The organism is Streptomyces sp. NPDC020965 (assembly GCF_044333555.1).
Taxonomy (GTDB): Bacteria; Actinomycetota; Actinomycetes; order Streptomycetales; family Streptomycetaceae; genus Streptomyces.
Window position 1 is genome coordinate 1,137,236 of sequence record NZ_JBIRRE010000001.1, and the last position, 23,010, is coordinate 1,160,245.

The window sequence follows — 23,010 nt, forward strand, 5'->3', positions numbered from 1 at the left end:
TACAAGATCCAGTCAATCCGGCTGCCTTTACCAGTCATCGCGGCCATACTGCTGGCCAGGGGAGGACGTCCCCCGACCCGCCGCGCGGAGCGGCGCGCCGTCAGCGACCGAGGGGGAGGTCATATGACACATCCACCGAATGTGCGCAGCGCGCCCACGGAGTCGCCCGCGCCGCCCGGGGGATCGAAGGCAGCGGGGCCCGGCGGTCCGGCCGGCCCGCCGGGGTCCAGAGCCCCCGGCGAGCCCGGCACCTCCCCCGGACTGAATGAGCGCGGCCCCCTCGCCGAGGTCACCGAGCGGCTGCGCGCCGCCGCGACCACCGAGCCGGGCCGCCTCCAGATCATCGGGGCCGTGCTCGCCGCGCTGGTCGTCGCGTTCGGCGCGGTGACGGCCTTCGAGATCGCCGACCGCACCTCCGCGGCCGACGACGTGGTCAGCCGCAGTCAGCCGCTGAGCGCGGACGCCGCGTCCGTCTACCGCTCGCTCGCCGACGCCGACACCGCGGCCTCCAGCGGCTTCCTCGCCGGTGCGGGCCAGGAGCCCCCCGGTGTGCGCGAGCGGTATGAGAAGGACATCGCGCTCGCCTCCCAGTTGCTGATCAAGGCTGCGACGAACACCGACAGCGCCAGCGACTCCGGCCGTCAGATCGCCACGCTCAACGGCCAGTTGCCGATCTACACGGGCCGGGTCGAGACGGCCCGCTCCTACAACCGCCAGGGGCTGCCCCTCGGCGGCGCCTATCTGCGGTTCGCCAATGAGCAGATGACCAAGGTCCTGCTGCCCGCCGCCCAGAAGTTGTACGACGCGGAGACGGCCCGGCTCGACCAGGACGACGACGACGCCCGCTTCTGGCCGGTCCTCTCCCTCGCGGTCGGCCTGCTGGCGATCGGCTCCCTGGTCTGGGCCCAGCGCCGGGTCTACCGGCACACGAACCGCGTCTTCAACCACGGTCTGCTCGCCGCCACCGCCGCCACCACGGTCGTGCTGCTGTGGCTGACCGTCGGGCACACCGTGGCCCGCACCGAGCTGAACGAAGCCCGGGAGCACGGCCAGAAGTCCCTCAAGGTGCTGAACGACGCACGGATCAGCTCCCTGAAGGCCCGCGCCAATGAGAATCTCGTCCTGGTCGCCCGGGGCGCGGTCCTCACCGACGACGGCAAGAACGACAAGTACGAGACGGAGTACGGCACGGGAATGCGGCGGCTCGGCGAAGGTCTGCGGAAGGCCCAGGGCCTCGCCGACGACTCCCGGGGCGGTGACCCCGTGCGGGACGCGAGGGCGGCCGTGGACCAGTGGCAGACCCGACACAAGGCGGCCAGCGCCACCGACAAGGCCGGCGACTACGAGGGCGCGCTGCGCAAGGTCATCGGTGCGAAGGACTCCACCGGGGAGTCCTTCGACCAGGTGGACGCGGCGCTGGCGAAGGCGCTCGCCCATGAGCAGCGCGAGTTCACCCGGGCCGCGAAGGACGGGCGGAGCGCCCTGGGTGGGCTGCCGATCGGCGCCGCGGCGCTCGGGGTGCTGGGCGGGGTGTGCGTGATCGTCGGCATCAACCGCAGGTTGTCGGAGTACCGGTGAGAGGGGGCGAGATGTCGGACGACACGACCGGGGGGAGGACCCCCTTCAGGCAGCGCATCAGCTTCCGTGGCTGGGGCGGTGTGGCGAGCATGGCAGCCGCCTGCGCACTGACCGCCGCCGCCACCCTGCTGCCGCTCTCCCAGGGCGCCGGCCACGCCGTCGCCGGATCGGGCGGGGGCATCGCCTCGGCCTCGCGTGCCGAGGCGGACGAGTGCACCTCGCCGGAGGCATCCCTCACCCCGTCGGGCGCCGACGGACCGAACATCTCGGAGATCAAGAAGCGCGGGAAGCTGATCGTCGGAGTGGACCAGAACAGCTACCGCTGGGGCTACCGCGATCCCGCCACCGGAGCGATCAAGGGCTTTGACATCGATCTCGCCCGCGCCATCGCCAAGGACATCGTGGGCAGGCCGGACGCCATCATCTTCCGCGCCATACCCACCAATCAGCGCATCCCCGCCCTCAACAAGGGCACCGTGGACATCGTGGTGCGCACCATGACCATCAACTGCGCCCGGATCAAACAGGTCGCGTTCTCCACCGCGTACTTCCAGACCGGCCAGCAGGTCCTCGCCCCCAAGAACTCCACGATCACCGGGTACAACGCTTCCCTGAAGGGCAAGCGGGTCTGCTCGGCGGAGGGTTCGACGGCGTATGACGCACTGGAGAAGAACTCCTTCGGCGCGGTCTTCAAGGACGCCCACGACGGAAAGCCGGCGGACGAGGACATCTTCACCGTGCCCAACCAGCTCGACTGTCTGGTGCGGCTCCAGGAGGGCCTGGTCGACGCCGTCGTGACGGACAACGCCCTGGCGGCCGGCCAGGCCGCCCAGGACCCGGCGATCGAGCTCAAGGGTGGCCGGACCTTCACCACCGAGTACTACGGCGTGGCGACCAAGCTCGGCAAGGACGATCTGGTGCGCCGGGTGAACCGCGTGCTGGAGGAGTACCGCGAGGGCGCCTGGACCAAGGCGTACAAGGAGTGGCTCGCCGACGATCTGCCCGGGATATCCGGCCCGCCCGCGCCCAAGTACCGCACCGGCTGAGCACGGCACGGACCGGATGCGGCAGTGCTGGAGTGCCGCACCCGGCCGACGAACACCGGCCGACGAACGAAAGAGGTGATCGATGGGCGTCGCGGGACCGTTCCCCGGCTCCGGCGGGAGAGTCCACGGGCCGGTCATGGACCGGGACGAGGTGGATCGCTCCCTGGCGCGCCTCGCCGCCGAGCACGAGGCGATCGAGTCCTCACTGCTCGCCCTCCAGGACCACGCCGGTCGCAGACTCCTCGAAGGCGCCGAGTTGACCGGTGTCACCAAGGACCGCTGGGCCGCCACCGACCAGGCGATCTCCCTGCTCTGGGGGTACTTCGAGGCGTACACCGCCGCCCTCGACGACACCCGTGAGCTGCGGGCCCGCCGCCGCTGGTCCAGCCGTGAGGACCTGGCGGAGCTGACCGAGCGGTTGCGCGGCCCCAGCGTCACCGTGGCCAACGCGGGCACGGGGCTGCCGTCGGCGGCCACCGGCCCCGCCAAGCTCTCCGAGCGGTTCACGCTGGCGGAGCTGGTCGAGCGGATGAACGCGCTGTACGCGACCTCGCTGGACATGGTGGTGACATCGGACGCGGTCTGGTCGGCACTGCCCGCGCGGATAGACCTGCTCTCGGCGGAGCTCCAGCGCACCCGTTCCCTCGCGCACTCCGTGGGGGTGCGGCCCGGTGAGCACCCGGCCGGGGACGAACTGGAGTCCATCACCCATGAAATGTCCACGCTCCGGGCCCAGGTGATCTCCGATCCGCTGGCCTTCTGGCGCCCCGCGCCGGGGAGTTCGGCACCCGGTGGCGGCCGGCCGGACACCGATCGTTACGACCGTGCGGCGCGCGCACTGGAGGACATCCGCCGCGAGATCGAAGCGGTGCTGGGGGTCCGACAGGACTCCGAGGAGCGGCTGCTCCGGCTGCGTGATGTGCTCTCCCGGGCGGACCGGACCCTCTCCGAGGCCCGCTCCGCTCGGGGCGAGGTGCTGGCGAAGATCGCCGCGTCCGAGGTGCCCGCGGTCAGCGGTCCGCCGACCGCGCTCCAGGAGCGGCTCTCCACCGCCGCGGAGTACCGCCGGCACTCCCAGTGGCACCGGCTCTCTCCCCTGCTGGAGTCGCTGGAGCGAGAAGCCGAGGACGAACTGCTTCGGGCCAGGGAGTCCCTGACGGCCGTCACGGCCCCCCTGGCCGTCCGCGCCGAGCTGCGCGGCAGGCTGGACGCCTACAAGGCGAAGGTCTCCCGGCACGGCCTCGCCGAGGACCCGCTACTGATCGAGAGGTACGACGTGGCCCGCAGGATGCTGTGGAGCGCGCCGTGCGATCTGCGCGTCGCCGACCAGGCGGTGCTGCGTTACCAGCGGGCCGCGGCGGAAGCCCTGGCCCACCAGGACCACCGGCCACCGGGGGCCACCGACCGCGGAGGGGACGCGTGAGCGAGAAGACGAACTGCCAGCGGCCTGGCTGTGACGGCGCCTATGAGGACATGGGTGGCGGCGAGCTGTACTGCGACACCTGCGGTCTGGCGCCCGTCGTGGCGGTGGCGGGCGGCCCCCGCGCGGGCGGTGGCGGCAGCACGTCGGCGCGGAGCGGTTCCCCGGCGTCGGCGCGGAGCAGTTCACGGGCGTCGTCCCGGGCGTCGTCGCGCTCTTCGTCCCGCTCGTCCACTTCGCGCCGGTCCGTCTCGGGCCGGCTGTCGCGGGCGCTGACCGGCTCCAGCACCTCGAACCGCTCGGTCTCGGTGCGCAGCTCGGGCACCTCCACCGGCGCATCCGGCCGGAATCGGCTGGGCGCGGGCCTGGTGAGCGTGCCGGATGTGCCGCGTCCCGAGCCGCGTGCGGCGGTGATGAGCGATCCGGAGGTCCCGGAGCGCAAGAGGTTCTGTTCCCGCTCGGACTGCGGCGCCCCGGTGGGCCGCTCGCGGGGCGGCAGCCAGGGCCGTACGGAGGGCTTCTGCACCTCCTGCGGCCATCCGTACTCCTTCGTGCCCAAGCTGACCCAGGGCGATATCGTGCACGGCCAGTACGAGGTGGTGGGCTGTCTGGCCCACGGCGGTCTGGGCTGGGTCTATCTGGCGGTGGACCGGGCGGTGTCGGACCGCTGGGTGGTCCTCAAGGGCCTGCTGGACACCGGTGACCAGGACGCGATGGCGGCGGCGATCTCGGAGCGCCGCTTCCTCGCCGAGATCGAGCACTCCAACATCGTCCGCATCTACAACTTCGTGGAACACCTCGACCAGCGGACCGGCTCCCTCGACGGCTACATCGTCATGGAGTACGTCGGCGGCAAATCGCTCAAGGAGCTGGCCAACGACCGGCGCGACGCGACCGGCAAGCGGGATCCGCTGCCGGTGGAACAGGCGTGCGCCTACGGGATCGAGGCACTGGAGGCGCTCGGGCATCTGCACAGCCGGAATCTGCTGTACTGCGATTTCAAGGTCGACAACGCGATCCAGCAGCAGGACCAGTTGAAGCTCATAGACATGGGCGCGGTGCGCCGGATGGACGACGAGGAGTCGGCGATCTACGGCACGGTCGGCTATCAGGCCCCGGAGGTCGCCGACGTCGGCCCTTCGGTCGCCTCCGACCTCTACACCGTGGCGCGGACGCTGGCGGTGCTCACCTTCGACTTCCAGGGATACACGAACGTCTTCGTGGACTCCCTGCCGGACCCGGAGAACATCCAGGTCTTCCAGACGTACGAATCGTTCTACCGGCTGCTCGTCCGGGCGACGGACCCCGATCCGGCGCGGCGGTTCTCCTCGGCGCAGGAGATGGCGGAGCAGCTCACGGGGGTGCTCAGAGAGGTCGTGGCGCTACAGACGGGCCGCCCGCGTCCGTCGCTGTCCACGCTCTTCGGCCCGGAGTTGCGGGTGCCGGACCATGAGTTGTTCGCGGAGTTGACCGGCGATGTGTCGGTCCTGGGGGCGCGGGAGATCCGCAAGGGGCGGAAGGCCGCGTCCGGGACGCCGCTCGCGATCCCGCGACAGGTGGGGGCCCCGCTGACGGGCACCGCCACCCCACCCGCCACGGCCGGCGGCGCCGGCGCGGGTCCGGTCGAGGGGACCGCGCGGCTCGGCGCGGGCGCGCCCGGCGCGCGGCTCGCCCCCCATCTCGTCGCGCTCGACACCCCCGCCGTCGCGCTCGCCCTGCCCGTTCCCCGGATCGACGCGAACGATCCCAACGCCGGTTTCCTCGCCGGGTTGATGGCCTCCGCACCCGCCGAGCTGATCGCGGCACTGAACGCCGCGCCCGCCCCGTCCCCGGAGACCCGGCTGCGGGAGCTGCGCGCCCGGCTGGAGATGGGCGATGTCGGGGCCGGGACGACCTCGCTGGAGAGCCTGGAGGTCCGGCACTCCGACGACTGGCGGGTGGTCTGGTACCGGGGTCTGACCTCCCTGGTCACCGGGGACAACGAGGCGGCGGCGCTCTCCTTCGACGCGGTCTACGACGCCTTCCCCGGCGAGCCCGCACCCAAGCTCGCCCTGGGCGTCTGCGCCGAGGTGCTGGGCCAGTTGGACAATGCGGCGGAGTACTACCGCCTGGTGTGGACGACCGATCCCGGATATGTCAGCGCCGCCTTCGGGCTGGCCCGGGTGCAGCTCGCGGCGGGTGACCGGGCCGGCGCCGTCCGCACGCTGGAGTCTGTGCCGGAGGCATCGATCCACTACACGGCGGCCCGGGTCGCCGCCGTGCGCGCGCGGCTGCGGCGGCGGGCCGCACAGGACCCGCTGATCGCCGATCTGGCAGCGGCGGCCACGCAGGTGGACGCGTTGAAGGAGTTCGGTCTGGACGCCGTGCGCCGCGAGCAGTTGTCCACCGAGGTACTCGGCACGGCCCTGGACTGGGTACTCTCCGGTAGTCCCGGAGCCCCGTCGTCCGTACCGGATCCGTCGAGCGCACCACGGCCCGGCGGCGCGCCCGCCGCGCCGCCCGCGCCGACCGTGCTGCTCGGCAGTGAACTGCACGAGCGCGGCCTGCGCTTCGGGTTGGAACGCTCCTACCGGGTGCTCGCCCGGCTCGCCCAGCGGGGCGAGGAGCGGATGGACCTGGTGGAGCGCGCCAACCGCTTCCGCCCCCGGACGTGGGTGTGAATTGATGTCCTCGCAGACGCACCAGCCTGCCGCTGGGCCGACGTGCCCGAGCTGTGCCGAACCGCTGGAGCAGGGTGACCGCTTCTGCGGCGCGTGCGGCCACGACCTGTCGGCCGTGTCCGCGCCGCCCGGCGCGGACCGCCCGACGCTAGCCATCGGGATGCCGGCCGGCCCCCCGGTCAACTGGCCCACCGTCACCGGTTCGGGCGGCCCAGGCGGTCCGCCTCCCGTGCCCCCGCACGGCGGACCGCCCGGGACTGACCCGTACGGCGGCCAACCGCCGCCCCCGCCACGGCCGGACGTGCCTCCCTCCCCCGGCCACGGCGGCCCGGGGTACACCCAGCCCCCCGGCGGCGCACCGCACGGTGCCGCCTACCCCGGCAGCCCCACCGGGCCCGGCGCCGGACAGCCCTATCCGCCGGCCGGTCCCTATCCGCCGCACTCCGGGCATCAGCCGGGTGCCGGGCCGGGCGGCGGGGACTTCGAGCTGCCTCCGCCGCCGCCCAGCACACCGCCCGTCACGCCTCAGGTCGCGGCCGATCCCCGTGCCGTCGATCCGCCGCCCGTCCCGACACCCCCGTACACCAAGGTGTGTGTGGCCTGTCGCGCCGGTCATGTCGACACCGACGGGTACTGCGAGAACTGCGGCCACGCACAGCCCCGGGAGCGCGATCACATCGAGCGGGAGTTGGGCTCGGTCGCCGCGGTCAGCGACCGTGGGCTGCGCCACCACCGCAACGAAGACGCCTTCACGGTCTCGTCCACCGCGCTGCCCGACGGCTCCCCCGCCGTCATCGCGATCGTCTGCGACGGCGTCTCGTCGGCGACCCGGCCCGACGAGGCGTCGCAGGCCGCCGCGGTGGCCGCCAATGAGCTGCTGCTCGAAACGCTGCCGCGCGGCACCCACCCCCAGCAGGCCATGCGCGAGGCGATCCTCGCGGCGGGCGCCGCGGTCAACGCACTGGCCGGGCGGGATCCACAGGGCGACACCCTGGAGGACCCCCCGCACCACCAGCTCAACGCGCCCGCGTGCACGATCGTCGGCGCCATCTCGGCGGGCGGACTGCTGATCATCGGCTGGATCGGTGACAGCCGGGTCTACTGGGTGCCCGACGATCGCAGCGCCCAGGCCGTCCGGCTCACCGAGGACGACTCGTGGGCCGCGCAGATGGTGGCCGCCGGTCTGATGAGCGAGGCGGAGGCGTACGCGGACGATCGCGCCCACGCCATCACGGGCTGGCTGGGCGCCGACGCCTATGACCTCGACCCGCACACGGCCGCGTTCCAGCCCGACCACCCCGGCGTGGTCGTGGTCTGCACGGACGGGCTGTGGAATTACGCGGAGGCGGCCGACGACATGGCCAGGGCCATCCCCGCCGACGCCACCGACCGGCCCCTGCACAGCGCCCAGGTGCTGGTCGGACACGCCCTCGACGGTGGGGGCCACGACAACGTAACAGTGGCGGTGCTGCCGTTCGCCGTGGTGCGGCAAGGGGCAGGATCGGCCTACGACGCCTACCACCAGGCATGAGCCGCGCCGCCGCTTCCGCCGACGACTTGTCCTTCTCTCTTACGGCCCGCCCCGGCGTCCTTCCGGGCGGAGCGCTCAAGGAGTCCAGCAGATGGCCAATTTCTCCAAGTCCCAGGTGCCGCAGTTCTCGGTGGAGGTGTACCAGAACGAGTTCCTCCCGGAGGGCGGCCGGGAGGTGAGCGCCATCGTGACCGTCTCCTCCACCGGAGGCGGCACCAGCGGCGGAGCGCCCCTCACGGGTGCTTCCGCGTCTCCCGCGGCCATACCCGGCGGGTCCGCGGGCGCCGCGGTTGTGATCATGGTCGACTGTTCCGGTTCGATGGACTATCCGCCGACCAAGATGCGCAACGCCCGGGAGGCGACGGCCGCCGCGATCGACACCCTGCGGGACGGTGTGGAGTTCGCGGTGGTCGACGGTACGCATGTGGCGCGCGAGGTCTACCCCGGCGGTGGCCGGCTTGCCGTCGCCGACCGGCGAACCCGGGAGCAGGCGAAGGACTCCCTGCGGCGGCTCACCGCGGGCGGCGGCACCGCCATCGGCACCTGGTTGCGGCTGGCCGACCGGCTGCTGGCGTCGTCCGACAGCCCGATCCGCCACGGCATCCTGCTGACCGACGGGCGCAATGAGCACGAGTCACCGGAGGATCTGCGGGCCGCGCTGACCGCCGTCGCCGGCCGGTTCACCTGTGACGCCCGTGGTGTCGGCACCGACTGGGAGGTCAAGGAGGTCACCGGGATCGCCTCGGCGCTGCTCGGCACCGCCGATATCGTCGCCGACCCGTCCCAACTCGCCGCCGACTTCACCAGCATGATGGAGAACGCGATGGGCAAGGAGGTCGCGGACGTGGCGCTGCGGCTGTGGACGCCCCTCGGTGCCGAGATCCGGTTCGTCAAGCAGGTGGCCCCCACGGTCGAGGAGCTGACCCACCGGCGCACCGAGGCGGGGCCCCGCGCGGGCGACTATCCGACCGGTTCCTGGGGTGATGAGTCCCGCGACTATCACGTGTCGGTAAGGGTGCCGGAGGCCGGTATCGGCCAGGAGATGCTGGCGGCCCGTGTGTCGTTGATCATCCCGGCCGCCGACGGCGGTGCCCCCGAGGTGCTCTCCCAGGGGCTGATCCGGGCGGTGTGGACGGACGATATGGCGGCCTCCACCTCGATCAATCCCCAAGTCGCCCACTACACCGGCCAGGCCGAGCTGGCCGATGTCATCCAGGAGGGGCTGGATGCCCGCAAGTCGGGTGATTTCGACGGCGCGACGGCGAAGCTAGGGCGGGCGGTGCAGCTCGCGGAGGCATCCGGAAACGAGGACACTGCGAAACTCCTTTCGAAGGTGGTGGACGTGGTCGACGCGGCGACCGGTACTGTGCGACTGAAAGCGAAGGTCGCGGACGCCGACGAGATGACCCTCGAAACGCGTTCCACCAAGACCGTTCGTGTGAAGAAGTAGCAGTTCAGCAGCGAGATCGACGTGTGACGGCCCGCGGGCCGGACGAGGAGAGGGGGAAGCGCCGACATGCCGACCTGCCCGAACGGACACCAGTCGGGTTCCGACGACTGGTGCGAGGTCTGCGGCCGCCGCATGGCCGGCCCCGGCGCTCCCACGGGAGCCGTACCGCCTCCGCCACCACCCGCGTACGGGTACCCGGGACCCGGGGGCGACCCCAACGCGACCGCGGTGGCCGAATTGTGCCCGCAGTGCCGTACGCCGCGTGAGGCGATGGCCCCGTTCTGCGAGGAGTGCCGGTACAACTTCCTGACCCACACGGCCACCTCGTACACACCGGTCGCGCCCGCCCCTCAGCCGCCGTCACCGGGGCTGAACCTCCCCTCGGGCTTCACCAGCCAGCAGTCTGCTCCTCCGCAGCACCAGCAGCAGGGCACGGGGATGCAGCACGACCCCTACGAGTACCAGCGCTCGCGGCCCTCGCAGCTCAACCGGCCCGCCGAACCGCTGAACGAGGGCCCGGGGCCGCGTCCGCCGCAGTTCCCGTCGGGCCCCGGCGGAGCGGCCGGACCGTCGTCGTTCCCGCAGGGACCCGGTCAGCAGGCCCCGCAGGGTCCCGGTCAGCACGGTGGCGCGCCGCCGTCGCCGTTCCAGCAGCAGTCGGCGCCGCCCGCGCCGGCCCAGCCGCAGCACACCGGCGGCGCGGACGACTGGATGCTCTCCCCGCCCGCGCAGTCACAGGTCCCGCAGGGACCCGGTGCGCAGTTCCAGCAGCAGTCGGCGCCGCCCGCGCCGCCGCAGTACGGCCAGCCCGGCCAGCCCGGCCAGCCCGGCCAGAACAGCCCACACGGTCAGCAGGGGCAGCACGGCCAGCAGGCACAGCCGAGCCAGCAGGGGCAGCAAGGTCAGCAACCGGGTGCGGGCTCCGCGCCGGGCCAGCACCAGTCGCCGCCCTCGTCGTACCAGCCAGGGGGTGCCTGGACGGCCGTGGTCGCACCCGACCGTGACTACTTCCTGGCGATGATGCAGCGCAGCGGCCCGGACGCCACCGGCCTCAATCTGCCCGCCTACTCCCCCGAGCAGCATCTGCCGCTCACCGGGAACCAGATCACCATCGGCCGCCGCCGCCAGTCCACCGGCGAGTCCCCCGACATCGACCTGTCGGTGCCCCCGGAGGACCCGGGCGTCTCCCACCAGCACGCCGTACTGGTGCAGCAGCCGGACGGCTCCTGGTCCGTCGTGGACCAGAACTCCACCAACGGCACGACGATCAACGGCGCCGAGGAACCGATCCAGCCGTTCGTCCCCGTACAACTGGGCGACGGCGACCGGGTCCATGTCGGCGCCTGGACGACGATCACCGTCCGCCAGGGCTAGCAGCTCGTCGAGTACGGCCTGAGGGAGGGGGCGGCCGGGTGGCCGCCCCCTCCCTCGTCCGTTCAGCGCTCGCCGTCGCCCGGCTCACCCAGGGGCCAGACGTACGGTCCTCCGGGATCGTCCAGCCAGGCCCACTGTCCGCGCCCGCTGACGGTGACGCCGAACCGGTCCCGGGTCGGGCGGCGCTCCCGCTCCCAGAGCGAGAGGGCTTCATGGGGGTCGAGGCTGCCCGCCGTCAGCGTCAGCAGGAAGCGGAAGAGATCGTTCTCCAGCATCCTCCGGGGCACTCCACCGATCCGCCGCTCCGGCACCGCCGAGCCGCCCCGCAGCGCCACGAAGTACGCCGAGGTCCGCAGGAAATGCCCCTCGGCGACACGCCCCCGGTCGTCGTCCCGCACCCGGAGCGCGATCAGCCCGGTGGAGAGCGGCGCGAGGATCCGTGCGCCGGGACGGCACTGCGGCAGCCAGGCGCGGGGGACGGACGGCAGTGTGCAGGTGGCGATGATCCGGTCGAAGGGTGCCCGCTCGGGGCAGCCGCGCGCACCGTCACCGGTGACCACCCGGGGACGGTAGCCCGCGTCGGTCAGATGCGCACGGGCCGACTCGGTGATCTCCGTGTCCACGTCGATGGTGGTCACCCGCCCGTCGCCGAGCCGGTGGCAGAGGAGTGCCGCGTTGTAGCCGGTGCCGGCGCCGATCTCCAGTACGGCGTCCCCGTCCCGTACGTCCAGCGCCTGGAGCATCCGGGCCATCAGGGACGGCTGGCTGCTGGAGGAGATCAACTCGCCGTCACGGACGCGGGTGGCGAGCGGACCGTCGTAGTAGGCGCCGCGCAGCCATCGCTCGCGCCGTACGGGGTCGAGGTCCTCGCACCACAGCCGCTCGTAGCCCCCCGGCCGGTGGACGAAGTAGTACGGGACGAAGAGGTGCCGGGGCACCTCTTCGAAGGCGCGGCACCAGGCCGGGTCGGTCAGCCCGCCGTCGGCCACGATCATCCGTACCAGCGCCTGTCGCGCCTCGGCGGCGGGCTCGGCGAACCGTTCCAGGTGCGTCCCCATGCCTCCACTCTCCTTCGCCCCGGCCGCGGGCGCGAGCAGCCGAGGCCGGAACCCCCCTGACGAGTCGGCGGCCCCCGGGGCGGGACCGCTGACTCGGGGACCCCGGAAGGCCCTCCCGCCCTACCCCGGGGGTCCCGTCCGGGAAGGTCCTAGGTCCCGGGTCGTCGTCCGGTCCATCTGAGACCATGGAGGGTGCCGGGCATCCGGGGGCCACCGGCAGAGACACTCCTTGAGGCCGGCCGAAACATATTGCGAGGCTTATCCACGTGACCGAAATTCCGCGCGGCACGCTTCAGGAGCAGACCTTCTACGAGCTGGTCGGCGGCGAGGAGACGTTCCGTCGCCTGGTCCACCGCTTCTACGAGGGGGTCGCCGACGACCCGCTGCTGCGGCCGATGTACCCGGAGGAGGACCTCGGCCCCGCCGAGGAACGGTTCGCGCTCTTCCTGATGCAGTACTGGGGCGGCCCCCGCACCTACAGCGAGAACCGCGGCCACCCCCGGCTGCGGATGCGGCACGCTCCGTTCGCCGTCGACCGGGCCGCCCATGACGCCTGGCTGAAACACATGCGGGTGGCCGTGGACGAGCTGGAGCTGGCCCCGGAGCTGGAGCGTCAGCTGTGGAACTACCTCACCTATGCCGCCGCCTCGATGATCAACACCGAGGGCTGAGAGCGGACGGCGCGGTCGGCGGACGGACCCGGGTCAGTGAGCCCGGGTCCGGGTGGGTACGACGGTCAGTCCGCCGAGGCCCGCCGTCCGGAGGGCGATCGACCCGAACGGGGTGCGCAGCCGGAGCCAGGACCCGCTGGACAGCAGTGCCAGCGGGACTCCGGGGCGCAGGAAGCCGAGGGAGTGCGCGGCGTGCGCGGCCCGCAGCGGCATCGGGGTGTCGGCGACGGTGCGGGACCAGATCTCCCGTCCGATCCGGTCCCGTTCCGAGCGGACGCGGTGTGCGGCGGGCAGTAGTTCGTCACGGGTACGGAACTCGGTGACGGCGGTGGCGACCGCGGCGCGCAGGGCCGTCGCCGCGGGCAGCCCCGGCAGCTCCCGCCAACCGCCCCGCGGCGGCAGCACACCGGCCCAGGGCGGCCCGGTGACGGGCTCCGGGACGGCGAAGGCGGCTGTCGTGACCCGGTCGAGCAGCTCACCGGCCGAGACGGTGACATCCAGTTCGGCGGGTGCGCCGAGGCGCGCCGTACGGATCGCGAGCACCTCGAAGGAGGGCGGGCGTCCGAAGACGGCGAGGCTCGCCCCGGGCCCCTCCGGACCGCCCGCCTGGAGGCGGACGGCGGCGGCGCGGTCGTAGTGGAGCAGCCGGGCGAGGAAGGCGGAGAGATCCTCCGCCTCCCTCGCGTCGGCGAAGTGCAGGCTCTGCACGGGGACACTCATGCGACGAGAGCGCCCTCTTCCATCGTCTCGGCGGTCTCCAGATACTGCTGGAGGTGGGACTTCTCCTCCGCCGAGATCCGGCGCGGACGACCGGCTTCCAGGTCGTACGGGACGACGACGGTCGAGGCCCGCACATACAGCTGCGAGGCGCCCTCGGTGTCCTTGATCTCGTACGCGATGGTGAGCGAAGCGGCGGTGATCCGCGTGACCCACGACTCGACGACGACCGGCTCGTGCCGGTGCACCAGCGGCCTCACGTAGTCGATCTCGTGCCGCGCCACGACGGACCCCCCGGAGAACGACGGAGAGCCGTCCCCCGGCTGGAGCCGGAACATGAAGTCGATCCGCGCCTCTTCGAGATACCTCAGGAAGACGACGTTGTTGACGTGCCCGAAGGCGTCCATGTCCGACCAGCGGAGGGGACAGTGGTAGAGGTGCCGGGCCATGCGTGACTCAGCCCCTCAGCCTCGGGTCAGCTTCTTGTACGTGGCACGGTGCGGACGGGCCGCGTCCGGGCCGAGGCGCTCGATCTTGTTCTTCTCGTACGACTCGAAGTTGCCCTCGAACCAGAACCACTTGGAGTCGCCCTCGTAGGCGAGGATGTGCGTCGCCACCCGGTCGAGGAACCACCGGTCGTGGGAGACGACCACCGCGGCGCCCGGGAACTCCAGCAGCGCGTTCTCCAGCGAGGAGAGCGTCTCGACGTCGAGGTCGTTGGTGGGCTCGTCGAGGAGGAGGAGGTTTCCGCCCTGCTTGAGCGTGAGCGCGAGGTTCAGCCGGTTGCGCTCACCACCGGAGAGGATGCCAGCGGGCTTCTGCTGGTCCGGGCCCTTGAATCCGAAGGCGGAGACATAAGCGCGGGAGGGCATCTCGACCTGGCCGACCTTGATGTAGTCCAGCTCGTCGGAGACCACGGCCCACAGCGACTTCTTGGGGTCGATGTTGCCGCGGCTCTGGTCGACGTAGGAGATCTTGACGGTCTCGCCGACCTTGATGCTGCCGGAGTCCGGCTCCTCCATGGCCTGGATCATCTTGAACAGCGTGGTCTTGCCCGCGCCGTTCGGGCCGATGACGCCGACGATGCCGTTGCGCGGCAGGGTGAAGCTGAGGTCGTCGATGAGGAGTTTGTCGCCGAAGCCCTTCGAGAGGTTCTCGACGTCCACGACGATGCTGCCCAGACGGGGACCCGGCGGGATCTGGATCTCCTCGAAGTCCAGCTTCCGCATCTTGTCGGCCTCGGCGGCCATCTCCTCGTAACGCGCGAGCCGGGCCTTGGACTTGGCCTGCCGTCCCTTGGCGTTGGAGCGGACCCACTCCAGCTCCTCGCGGAGCCGCTTGGCGCGCTTGGCGTCCTTCTGGCCCTCGACCTTGAGACGCGTCTGCTTGGTCTCCAGGTAGGTGGAGTAGTTGCCCTCGTAGCCGATGGCGCGGCCACGGTCGAGCTCCAGGATCCAGCCCGCGACGTTGTCGAGGAAGTACCGGTCGTGGGTGATGGCGACGACGGTGCCCGCGTACTTGGCGAGGTGGGACTCCAGCCACTGGACCGACTCGGCGTCCAGGTGGTTGGTGGGCTCGTCGAGGAGGAGCAGGTCGGGGGCTTCGAGCAGCAGCTTGCACAGGGCGACGCGGCGCTTCTCACCACCGGAGAGGTTGGTGACGGGCCAGTCCCCGGGGGGGCAGCCCAGCGCGTCCATGGCCTGCTCAAGCTGGGCGTCGAGGTCCCAGGCGTTGGCGTGGTCCAGCTTCTCCTGAAGCTTGCCCATCTCGTCGAGCAGCTCGTCGGAGTAGTCGGTCGCCATCAGCTCGGCGATCTCGTTGAACCGGTCGAGCTGGCTCTTGACCTCCGCCACCCCGCCCTGGACGTTCTCCAGCACGGTCTTGGACTCGTCCAGCGGCGGCTCCTGGAGCAGGATGCCGACGGTGTAGCCGGGCGACAGGAACGCGTCACCGTTGGAGGGCTGCTCCAGACCGGCCATGATCTTCAGCACGGTGGACTTACCGGCGCCGTTCGGGCCGACCACACCGATCTTCGCGCCGGGCAGGAAGCTCAGCGTCACGTCATCGAGGATGACCTTGTCGCCGTGCGCCTTGCGCGTCTTGCGCATCGTGTAGATGTACTCAGCCAAGAGAAACCGTCCGGCAGGAAGTGGGTGGGCAGAGACAACCCATCTTGCCGTACGCCCGTCCCCCGGGGGAAACCGGTAACGGGGAGTCGCCCCTGCGGAGCCCTCCGACCTCGGGAGGAACGGCCTCCGAGAACCCTCCCGTCCTCGGAGCTCCGGGGCCTCCCCGTCTCCTCGCGGCCCGCTCCCGGGCCACCCCCGCCCCCGCCCCCGCCCCCGCGCACCCTTGCCCGGGGGCCTTCCGCATCGCCTTCTCCGCCTACTCCGCCTTCTCCGTCGCCGGCTTCTTCTCACGGAGGAAGAAGACCGCGGTGCCGCCGATCACGACGAGGGCGACCGCGAAGCCCGCGATGACCGGCGTGGCACTGGAACCTCCGGTCGCGGCCAGGTCGACGGAGGCCCCGGCGCTGGTCGTGCCCGCGGATGAGCCCCCCGCCGCGGCCGGAGCGGGCCGGGTGGTGTGGCTCTGCGCCTCGATCTCCGGCCCCGGCACGGCGGCGCCGGTGGTCCGGCAGTCCAGCACCCCCTGGAAGCTCTCGGTGAAGCCTCCGGGCCCGCTGATGGTGAAGTCGTACGCCCGGTCCTCGTCGACCGGGACGGTGACGGTCCGCGACTCCCCGGCACGGATCGTGTGCTCGGTCCCGGCCAGCTCGAAGGTGAAAGGTGCGTCGCCCTTGTTGCTCGCGGTGACGTCGACACCGCCCTTGGCGCAGTTCTTCTTCGCCGAGACCGCGGGTATCGCCCCCTTCGCGGCCCAGGTGGCCGTCGCGCTCGCGGAGACCGTGGACTGACTGGAGCCGGCGAGTATCTGGGTCTGGCTGGTGGTCGCCGCGGCGGAGAACGCCCGGCCCACCGGGATGGACGTCGTCGCCTGCGCCGAGAGCGTCGCCGAACCGTCCGGAGTGCCGGCCGGGACGTCGAAGTACAGCTTGCCGCCGTTGACAGCGGTGGTGACGGGTCTGCCCGCCGCGTCGGTGACCCGGACCCCGCTGACGCCGGCGTCCGTCGGCGGGGCCAGCGAGACCGCGTCCGCGTCCGTCCGTACGGTCACCGGACCCAGCCGCGCGCCCGGCCTGCCGGAGACGGCGCTCGGGTCGAGCCGGAGTGACGCCGTCGGCTCCGCGACGACGCCCGCCCTCTTCTCCAGCCAGTCGGCGAGCTTCTCGGCGGCGGGGTCGACCGCGTCGACCTGTGCGTTGTCCGAGTAGCGCCAGATGGCGACCTGGGTACCGGCCGCGGCGGTCTTCTGCGTGAGCGGCCCGGTGCCCGCCGACTTGGCCAGCGCCGCGAGGTCGTCGACCTGAGGGTAGGAGTGCTGGAGGATCCAGCGGATCCGGCCGGCGTTCCGGTTGGCGCCGAGCGAGGTCTGGTTCCAGGCGGTCTCCAGATACTTCGCCCGGTCCTGGGTCGGGTTGTGAATGTCGACGCAGTACGTCTTCAGCCGGCCGCCGCCGTCAACGGTCATCTCGAAGAGGCCGGCCGGTATCCGATGGCTCGTGCCGTTCGCGCGGAGCACCGCCCGGTCGAAGGTCTTCAGCCCGTCGAGCGTGGCGACGGCCCCACTCTGGTGCCGAGCACTGTCGTCGGCGACCGCCGCGCCCGCGCCCAGGAGGGGACCCGTGGCGACGAGACCCGACATCAGGGCGGCGGCCGTCAGACGACGGGCGGTGACCCGCCCACGCACAGCCGACGCAGAGAACTTGGCAAACACAGAATTCCCCTCCGAGCGAGGCGTGATTCGCTTTCACGCGTGGCCATCAGCGCCGCGGATCGCATGCGGTGCCGCGGATCGCGTGTGTGACGCATGGGGGGAGTGCCTCGCCAGCAGACTCAAGTGCCCCGTGAGTACAGGGAAAGCCTAGGGAGGTGGCGCCGCCGGATTCCCCCGTCATACCGTCAGACAACCATTCCGAATCGGAATCGTTATGGCGCCGACCGCGGTCAACGCCCTTTCGCCATTATCGAATCGACAAATCTCCACAACTCCGCCGCGACCGGCGGAGGATGGGCCGGGACGCCCTGGCCGGGAAGGTGGGGACACCGTGGCTGGAAGGACGCCGGGACCGGTCAGAAGGGTGCCGCGACCTCGGCCTCCGTCCCGCCCTCACCCGTAAGACCCGATGCGGTATTCCCCTGAACCGCATTCCCCCCACCCGCACGCGCACCCGCATTCTCCGGGGCTCCGGCCCAAGGATCCGCATCCCCGGAAGCCGGGCCGGCCAAGCCGCCCGAGCCAACCGAAGAGCCGGCCCAAGCCCCGCCCGAGCCGACAGAACCGGCTGCGGAATCGGCCGGGTCGTGCGGGACCGTCCGGCCGCCCCGAAGCTCCGGACTTCCCGCCCCTTCGGAACTCTCCGAACCGACCGGATCACCCGGAGCCACATTCACCGAAGCGGGATTCGGAACCGGAATCGGGGCGTGCCCCGGGCCCGGATACCCCGGAGTGGCATTCCCCTGGGCGGGAATCCGTTGCGCGTACGCGGGATCCGGCCGACGCGCCGTCACATTCGACACGGGCCTGGCCGCACGCCGGAACGCCGCCGTGCCACGCGTCAGATCGTGCCCCACCGCGACCGCCTCGATGTCCACGAAGGTCCGGCGCGGCCCGTCCCGCACATCCCGCTCCGTTCCATCTCGCTCCTCCTCCCGCACCCGCAACCGCCCATGGACGATGAGTGGCTCGCCGAGGGTGACGGACCCGGCCAGATTCAGGGCGAGAGCACGCCAGGCGAAGACCGTGTAGAAGCCGGTCCGCCCATCGACCCAGACCCCGCGCTCCCGGCCCCAGCGCCCGGGCGTCACCGCGAGACGGAATCGCGCCATCCCGCCCGACGCCGTCTCCCGGTACTCCACGCTCGTGGCGACATTGCCCAGCACCGTGACCATCGTGTCGCTCATGGCGACCACCTCCCCGTCGGCCGCGGACCGGCCCCCGCCGACCCGCCCGGTCCCGCGGGCCGGCATCACGACCGGCCCGCCTGATCCAACGGGCCGGCATCCGGCCGACCCATGACCATGCTGGACCGCGCCGCGAGATCCCGTCCGGGCCTGTGGACCACCGGGCTGTTGGGGATAACTCCGTCACCCCCAGCCCCGTCACCCGCCGCTCCGTCACCCCCGCCCGTCTCCTACCCCGCCCGTTTCCTACCCCCGCCCGTCCCCGGCGCCGCCCCCAACCGCCATGCCCATGCCGGGGTTGGAGCCCATGCCCGGGTTCGAGCCCATAGGCGAACCCGTGTCGGGGCCGCTCCGCCCCGCGACCGTGGCGTACTGCTCCCGTACCTCCCGGTACCGCATCAGCTCCCCCGCGATCGGGTCGAGCACCCGCGCCCGTCCACACCCCGCCGCCGCCTCGCGCAGCCTCCGCTCGGCGTCCTGCCCGTAACGCCGCGCGGGCCCCCGTACCGCGGCCGTACACGCCCACTCCACCAGCGGTCCGCCCACGATCCCAGCCGCCATCAGCAGTGCCGGCACGATCAGCCCGGGCGTCAGAAGCCCGACGATCTGGCCCACCAGCCACAGCCCGCCGTAGATCTGTAGCAGCGTCATCGACGCCTGCGCCAGGACTGCGGCGGGCCACCAGGCCGGCCGCAGGGGCCTCTTGCCGGTCGTTGCGGCCTCCCGTACGGCCAGTTCGTCCAGCGCCTCCGGCAGACCCTCCGCGCCGCGGACGGCCGACTCCCGCACTGCCTGCGCGAAGGGCGTGGGCAGCCCGGCGGTCGCCTCGTCCGCGACCGTACGCACCGCCTGTTCGACGCGTTGGCGCGCCGTGAGTTCCTCCTCCACCGGCGCGGTCACCACGGGCAGCCGGCTCCCGGGCGTCCTGGCGCGCTCGTACCAGCGCCACAGCCGCAGCCAGGGCGTCCCGCACGCCCTCCCGGCGTGTCGGCGCCACTCGCGCTCGGCGGCCTCACCCGCCGCCTTGGCGCCGACCGCCTCGGCGAGCCGGGCCGCGAAGTCGTCACGCGACCGTTCATCGAGACCGGTCCGGCCCTGGGCCACGTACGCCGTGCGGAGCCTGCCCGCGGCGGCGTCCACGTCGGCGGAGAGCCGGCGGGCGGCGGCGGTGCGCTCCTGGACGAACGTGCCCAACAGATCGCGCAGCTCATCGACGCCGTTGCCGGTGAGCGCGGAGAGGGCGAGCACGGTGGCGCCCGGTTCGCCGTGTTCCCCGAGCGCCATGCCGTCGTCGTCGAGGAGGCGGCGCAGATCGTCCAGTACCTGGTCGGCGGCGTCGCCGGGCAGCCGGTCGACCTGGTTGAGCACGACGAAGGTGACCTCCGCATGGCCCGCGAGGGGCCGCAGATAGCGTTCGTGCAGGGCCGCGTCCGCGTACTTCTCCGGGTCGACCACCCAGATCACCGCGTCCACCAGCGCGAGCACCCGGTCCACCTGCTCGCGGTGCCTGACCATCGCCGAGTCGTGGTCGGGCAGATCGACCAGCACCAGCCCGGCCAGTTCCTCGGCGCCGCCCGCGAGCGGTCTGCGCCGGAGCCTCGGGGGGATGGCGAGCCGGTCGAGCAGCCCGGCCGCGCCCTCGGACCAGCCGCAGGCGATCGGCGCTGATGTGGTCGGGCGGCGCAGTCCGGTCTCGGAGAGCGGGACCTGCGCGAGGGCGTTGAAGAGGGTGGATTTACCGCTTCCGGTCGCGCCCGCGATGGCGACGACCGTGTGTCGGGAGGAGAGCCGCTGCCGGGCGGCGGCCTCGTCCAGTACCCGCCCGGCCTCGGCGAGGGCACTGCCCTCCAGCCTGGTGCGGGAGAGGCCGACCAACTCGCGGAGTGCGTCGAGGCGGACGCGGAGTGGGCCTCCGTAGGTGCCACCGATCGGAACGTGCTCCTCGCCCTCCGCCATGACCTCTTCGCCGGTGGAGCGGGGGCCGGCGCGCCGGGCGATGAGCCCGTCGTCCCAGCGGTCGCCGGCGTCGGCATCACCACCGGCCGGGTCCCGGGGTCCGCCCGCCCCGTCCCCCGTACTCCGGCCATCGCCATCCCCCGCACCCCGGCCGTCGCCATCTCCGCCGCCCCTGTCCTCCCCGTCGGTGCTTCCCGCGCCTTTGCGCCTGGAGGCCGGCCGCCCGAACGGCTCCCCCGGTCGCCCGTCATTCCCTTCCGGCCCCTCCGGCCCCTCCCGCCCCTCAGGCTCTTCCGGCCCCTCAGGCCCCTCCCGTTGTTCCGGCTTTTCTAGCTTTTCTTGCCTTTTCAGTCTTTCTGGACCATTCGAGGGCAGCTCTCCCGCCGCACCGCCGGCCCGCGCCGCACCCGCCCGCTCCTCCGCCCGGCCTTCGGTCCCCTCGTCGGTCTGGCTCTGGTCGCCCGTGATGGCGGTCACCGCCGTCACCTCACCTTCTGGAGTAGGGACAGGGCGGCGATCAGCTCGGCCTGCGGTTCGGGGGAGACGTCGAGCGCGTCGAGCGGCGCCAGCCGACGGTCGCGTTCGCTGTGCAGGACGGAGTCGATGTACCGGGACATCAGCTCGCCGCCGTTGTCGCGCAGCCGGAGCGCCGCCTGCGCCCCGATCCGCTCGGCGAGCTGCTCACCGGCGCCACGGGCCCGGCGCCCGCCGAGGAGGGCCGTCGCGACGAGGGCGGCCACCGCCTCGGAATCCGGCGCGACGGTCAGTTCCAGCCGTCTCACCTCGTCCTCGGCCAGTTCCTCCAGCTCGCGCCGCCAGCGCCGTACGGTCATCCCGATCCGTTCGGCCGCCTCCAGGTCCAGCCGCCCCCGGTAGACCACGGCGTCGGCGCCGGGCTCACGGCGCCAGGTGTCCTGCACATGCTCGTCGGCCGCCGCGACGGCACACTGCACCAGCGCACCCAGACTGCCGACGAGGGAGTCGAGGAGTTCACCGGCACTACTGTCGCGCGGGAAGCCGCGCCACCGGGTGCGCGCGTCCCCCGCGAGCACCGCACCGGCTTTCAGTTGCCGGTTCACCCGTTCGCGTTCTCTGTCGTACGCCTCCTCCACCACACCCATCAGCCGCACGGTGGCGGCGTACTGCCCGGCGACGGCCGCGGCCAGCTCCGGCATCCGGGTGTTGAGCGAGGCGATCACACCGCTGGCGGTGCGCCCGATGGCCTGCTGCCGGGCGGCGGGGTCGTGCGCCCGGTGCGCCAGCCAGGCGAACAGGGGCGCGACGGCGGTGGTGGGGAGCAGCCCGCTGCCACCCCCCGTCGACTCGGGCAGTTCCGGGATGGTGAACCGGGGCACCTCGCCGAGTCCGGCCTTCGTAAGGAGGGCGGCGTACTGCCGGGAGACATCGGCGATCACCGGGTGGGGCACCCGGTCGAGGACGGTGACGATCGTGGCGTCGTACTCCTTGGCGGTACGGAGCAGATGCCAGGGCACGGCGTCGGCGTAGCGGGAGGCGGTGGTCACCATCACCCAGACGTCGGCGGCGCAGATCAACTCGGCGGCGAGCAGCCGGTTCTCGACGACGAGGGAGTCGATGTCGGGGGCGTCGAGGAGGGCGAGTCCACGCGGCAGGGAGGATGCCTTCTCGACCCGTAGGTTCGCTCCGCCGCCGGGAGGTTCCTCGGCCTCCTCCTGTTGCGGCAGCCAGACGCGGGTGAGGTGGGGCAGGATGCGCATCCTCGCGAACCAGTGGTGATCGTCCGGGTGGCAGACAAGAACGGGTGTACGAGTGGTCGGGCGCAGCACCCCCGCCTCGGTGACGCGCCGCCCGATGAGGGAGTTGACGAGAGTGGACTTTCCGGCCCCGGTGGATCCGCCGACGACGGCGAGGAGGGGCGCGGCGGGATCTCTGAGCCGGGGGACGAGGTAGTCGTCGAGCTGTGCGAGCAGCTCAACCCGTGTCTGCCGGGCGCGTGGGGCGCCAGGAAGCGGGAGAGGCAGACGCACGGCGGCGACACGGTCGCGCAGGGCGGTAAGTGCGTCGATGAGCTGAGTCCGTGCATCCAAGGTCACCACATGCGAAGAATGCCTAATTTTGGCGGTTTTTTGAAGCGTATGGTGTTGTCTGCGCGCCGGTCGGACAGACGGGACAGACGGGATGAGTGGGGCGCAGGCATAACGACTGCACAACACCCGGGACGCGAGACGCAAAAAGCGCTGCAGGAATCGCACTCGCCTGCGATTATCGGTTCGCTTCACCGAACCTCCACATCGTGCCACGCAGGTGAAGCAACCGGGTCAAGGCAATCGGAGCCCTATCCTTGTCCCCGGTCATGTACGGACCCGCGGGCTCCGGCAGCCGCGGCCACCATCCGGCCCCCGTAGCTCAGTGGATAGAGCAGGCGCCTTCTAAGCGCTTGGCCGCAGGTTCGAGTCCTGCCGGGGGCACCACCGACCGTCCCGTCGCAGTGTCGTGTTTTTGCAGGTCAGAAGGGGCGGCGAGCCTTCCGGGCCAACCAGCGCCTA

General features: G+C 72.0%; 15 protein-coding genes, 1 tRNA gene and 1 pseudogene. 9 read left to right on the forward strand and 8 right to left on the reverse strand.

The window, feature by feature from the left end:
• Positions 1-123 precede the first annotated feature (123 nt).
• The 7 genes from ACH4S7_RS04885 to ACH4S7_RS04915 all read left to right on the forward strand — a co-directional run bounded on the left by ACH4S7_RS04885 (position 124) and on the right by ACH4S7_RS04915 (position 11,059).
• A complete protein-coding gene (locus tag ACH4S7_RS04885; RefSeq protein WP_398519623.1) occupies positions 124-1,578 on the forward strand; it encodes a hypothetical protein in 1,455 nt (484 codons plus the stop codon).
• Positions 1,579-1,589: 11 nt separating this feature from the next.
• A complete protein-coding gene (locus ACH4S7_RS04890) occupies positions 1,590-2,624 on the forward strand; it encodes a glutamate ABC transporter substrate-binding protein (RefSeq protein WP_398519624.1) in 1,035 nt (344 codons plus the stop codon).
• A gap of 82 nt (positions 2,625-2,706) precedes the next feature.
• The gene (locus ACH4S7_RS04895; protein WP_398519625.1) at positions 2,707-4,047 is read left to right on the forward strand and encodes a hypothetical protein; all 1,341 of its coding nucleotides are present in this window, start codon (positions 2,707-2,709) and stop codon (positions 4,045-4,047) included.
• A gap of 50 nt (positions 4,048-4,097) precedes the next feature.
• Positions 4,098-6,704 carry a tetratricopeptide repeat protein gene (locus tag ACH4S7_RS04900; protein WP_398520032.1) on the forward strand — a complete coding sequence of 869 codons (2,607 nt, stop codon included), beginning with the start codon at positions 4,098-4,100 and terminating at the stop codon, positions 6,702-6,704.
• Positions 6,705-6,708: 4 nt separating this feature from the next.
• Positions 6,709-8,235, forward strand: coding sequence for a PP2C family serine/threonine-protein phosphatase (locus ACH4S7_RS04905; protein WP_398519626.1), 1,527 nt, complete (start codon positions 6,709-6,711; stop codon positions 8,233-8,235).
• Between the two features lie 91 nt (positions 8,236-8,326).
• Positions 8,327-9,685, forward strand: coding sequence for a VWA domain-containing protein (locus ACH4S7_RS04910; RefSeq protein WP_398519627.1), 1,359 nt, complete (start codon positions 8,327-8,329; stop codon positions 9,683-9,685).
• Between the two features lie 66 nt (positions 9,686-9,751).
• The gene (locus tag ACH4S7_RS04915) at positions 9,752-11,059 is read left to right on the forward strand and encodes an FHA domain-containing protein (protein WP_398519628.1); all 1,308 of its coding nucleotides are present in this window, start codon (positions 9,752-9,754) and stop codon (positions 11,057-11,059) included.
• A 62-nt stretch (positions 11,060-11,121) separates the two neighbouring features.
• Here ACH4S7_RS04915 and ACH4S7_RS04920 read toward each other — a convergent pair whose 3' ends face one another.
• On the reverse strand, positions 11,122-12,117 hold the full coding sequence (locus ACH4S7_RS04920; RefSeq protein ID WP_398519629.1) for a methyltransferase domain-containing protein: 996 nt from the start codon (positions 12,115-12,117) through the stop codon (positions 11,122-11,124).
• A 266-nt stretch (positions 12,118-12,383) separates the two neighbouring features.
• On the opposite strand from ACH4S7_RS04920, the gene ACH4S7_RS04925 reads away from it, so the two are divergent.
• Positions 12,384-12,788, forward strand: a complete 405-nt coding sequence (locus ACH4S7_RS04925) for a globin (protein WP_398519630.1) — start codon at positions 12,384-12,386, stop codon at positions 12,786-12,788.
• Positions 12,789-12,821: 33 nt separating this feature from the next.
• Here ACH4S7_RS04925 and ACH4S7_RS04930 read toward each other — a convergent pair whose 3' ends face one another.
• From ACH4S7_RS04930 to ACH4S7_RS04960, 7 genes and pseudogenes are all read right to left on the reverse strand, one after another.
• A complete protein-coding gene (locus ACH4S7_RS04930; RefSeq protein WP_398519631.1) occupies positions 12,822-13,508 on the reverse strand; it encodes a hypothetical protein in 687 nt (228 codons plus the stop codon).
• Positions 13,505-13,954, reverse strand: coding sequence for an acyl-CoA thioesterase (locus ACH4S7_RS04935; protein ID WP_398519632.1), 450 nt, complete (start codon positions 13,952-13,954; stop codon positions 13,505-13,507). The genes ACH4S7_RS04930 and ACH4S7_RS04935 overlap by 4 nt, the downstream gene beginning before the upstream one ends.
• A gap of 15 nt (positions 13,955-13,969) precedes the next feature.
• Entirely contained in the window at positions 13,970-15,634 is a 1,665-nt protein-coding gene (gene ettA / locus ACH4S7_RS04940; RefSeq protein ID WP_398519633.1) for an energy-dependent translational throttle protein EttA, read from the reverse strand.
• 256 nt (positions 15,635-15,890) lie between these two features.
• On the reverse strand, positions 15,891-17,342 hold the full coding sequence (locus ACH4S7_RS04945; protein WP_398519634.1) for a Cys-Gln thioester bond-forming surface protein: 1,452 nt from the start codon (positions 17,340-17,342) through the stop codon (positions 15,891-15,893).
• A 782-nt stretch (positions 17,343-18,124) separates the two neighbouring features.
• Positions 18,125-18,529: pseudogene (locus ACH4S7_RS04950) on the reverse strand (single-stranded DNA-binding protein); the annotation flags it as partial.
• Positions 18,530-18,775: 246 nt separating this feature from the next.
• Positions 18,776-20,527 (reverse strand): GTPase, encoded by a 1,752-nt coding sequence (locus ACH4S7_RS04955; protein ID WP_398520033.1) that lies wholly within the window; start codon positions 20,525-20,527, stop codon positions 18,776-18,778.
• Between the two features lie 440 nt (positions 20,528-20,967).
• A complete protein-coding gene (locus tag ACH4S7_RS04960) occupies positions 20,968-22,551 on the reverse strand; it encodes a dynamin family protein (RefSeq protein WP_398519635.1) in 1,584 nt (527 codons plus the stop codon).
• A 308-nt stretch (positions 22,552-22,859) separates the two neighbouring features.
• Between ACH4S7_RS04960 and ACH4S7_RS04965 the strand changes: the two genes are divergently transcribed.
• Positions 22,860-22,935: transfer RNA gene (locus ACH4S7_RS04965), tRNA-Arg, on the forward strand.
• Positions 22,936-23,010: the final 75 nt, after the last annotated feature.

Excerpts from the sequence above, each read along its gene's own strand:
- ACH4S7_RS04885 (WP_398519623.1), top strand. The coding sequence starts at position 124 with ATGACACATCCACCGAATGTGCGCAGCGCGCCCACGGAGTCGCCCGCG.
- ACH4S7_RS04890 (WP_398519624.1), top strand. The coding sequence starts at position 1,590 with ATGTCGGACGACACGACCGGGGGGAGGACCCCCTTCAGGCAGCGCATC.
- ACH4S7_RS04895 (WP_398519625.1), top strand. The coding sequence starts at position 2,707 with ATGGGCGTCGCGGGACCGTTCCCCGGCTCCGGCGGGAGAGTCCACGGG.
- ACH4S7_RS04900 (WP_398520032.1), top strand. The coding sequence starts at position 4,098 with ATGGGTGGCGGCGAGCTGTACTGCGACACCTGCGGTCTGGCGCCCGTC.
- ACH4S7_RS04905 (WP_398519626.1), top strand. The coding sequence starts at position 6,709 with ATGTCCTCGCAGACGCACCAGCCTGCCGCTGGGCCGACGTGCCCGAGC.
- ACH4S7_RS04910 (WP_398519627.1), top strand. The coding sequence starts at position 8,327 with ATGGCCAATTTCTCCAAGTCCCAGGTGCCGCAGTTCTCGGTGGAGGTG.
- ACH4S7_RS04915 (WP_398519628.1), top strand. The coding sequence starts at position 9,752 with ATGCCGACCTGCCCGAACGGACACCAGTCGGGTTCCGACGACTGGTGC.
- ACH4S7_RS04920 (WP_398519629.1), bottom strand. The coding sequence starts at position 12,117 with ATGGGGACGCACCTGGAACGGTTCGCCGAGCCCGCCGCCGAGGCGCGA.
- ACH4S7_RS04930 (WP_398519631.1), bottom strand. The coding sequence starts at position 13,508 with ATGAGTGTCCCCGTGCAGAGCCTGCACTTCGCCGACGCGAGGGAGGCG.
- ACH4S7_RS04935 (WP_398519632.1), bottom strand. The coding sequence starts at position 13,954 with ATGGCCCGGCACCTCTACCACTGTCCCCTCCGCTGGTCGGACATGGAC.